At 71.4% G+C, this 1,028-nt stretch carries 1 protein-coding gene; it reads left to right on the top strand.

Features of this window, described 5'->3' with window-relative positions; genetic code table 11:
- Positions 1-1,028 (top strand): LCP family protein (locus RZ50_RS00005; protein ID WP_217680133.1); only part of this gene is annotated, 1,028 nt, incomplete at both ends.

Here is a 1,028-nt window from a genome sequence, read left to right as displayed (position 1 = left end):
GACCTGGAGAAGGCCGGCCGCGACGCGGGCCGGGCCGCCACCATCCGCACCGTGCAGAAGTTCCTCGACCAGCCGGTGGACCACATCGCCGAGGTCAACCTGATGGGCTTCTACGACATCGCCAAGGCCGTCGAGCCGATCCAGGTCTGCCTCACCCACGACACCAAGGACCCGGCGATGGAGGGCCAGGGCTCCGGCGCCGACTTCAAGAAGGGCATCAACACCCTCAACGCCTCCCAGGCCCTGGCCTTCGTCCGTCAGCGGCACAACCTGGACGACGGCAAGGGCAACACCGGCGACTTCGCCCGCACCCACCGCCAGCAGGCGTTCATCTCCTCCGTCGTGCACAAGCTCAAGCAGGACGGCATCGTCAGCGACCTCGGCAAGCTGAAGGACCTCTTCGGCGTCGTCCAGAAGGACCTGGTGATCGACAACGAGTGGAACGTCCTCGACTTCGCCCAGCAGGCCCCGGCGCTGACCGGCGGCAACGTCGAGTTCAACACCCTCACCTTCGACGGCTTCGGCACCAAGAACGGCCAGGACGTCAACCTGGTCACCCCCGCGAAGATCCAGAAGGTCGTCAAGCAGCTGTTCGGCTACGCCGACGCCTCCGCGCCCTCCGCCCCGGCCGACGGCGAGACCGACTCCCCGGCCACCCCCGCCCCCACCACGCCCGCACCGGCCCCGACGTCGGCGCCGGCCAAGGCGGCCGCCCCGGCCACGGTGGACGTGTTCAACGCCTCCTCGGCCGCCGGGGTCTCCTCCGGCAACGAGGCCAAGGCCCTGGTCGGGATGGGCTTCAAGGAGGGCCGCACCGGCCCCGCCGCCGGCAAGCCCAGGACCACCACCGTCACCTACGGCAAGGGCGCCAAGGACGCCGCCGAGCAGGTCGCCGCCCGCTACGGCGTCACCGCCACCGAGTCCGCCTCGGCCGCCGCCGACCACGTCGTGGTCACCCTCGGCAGCACCTTCACCGGCGTCGCCGCCGACAAGCCCGCGGCTCCCAGCGCCCCGGCCACCGGCGACCC

Source organism: Kitasatospora sp. SUK 42, assembly GCF_015776785.2.
GTDB lineage: Bacteria > Actinomycetota > Actinomycetes > Streptomycetales > Streptomycetaceae > Kitasatospora.
The sequence above is the reverse complement of the archived record's forward strand: the minus strand, read 5'-3'. Positions and strand labels throughout refer to the sequence as shown.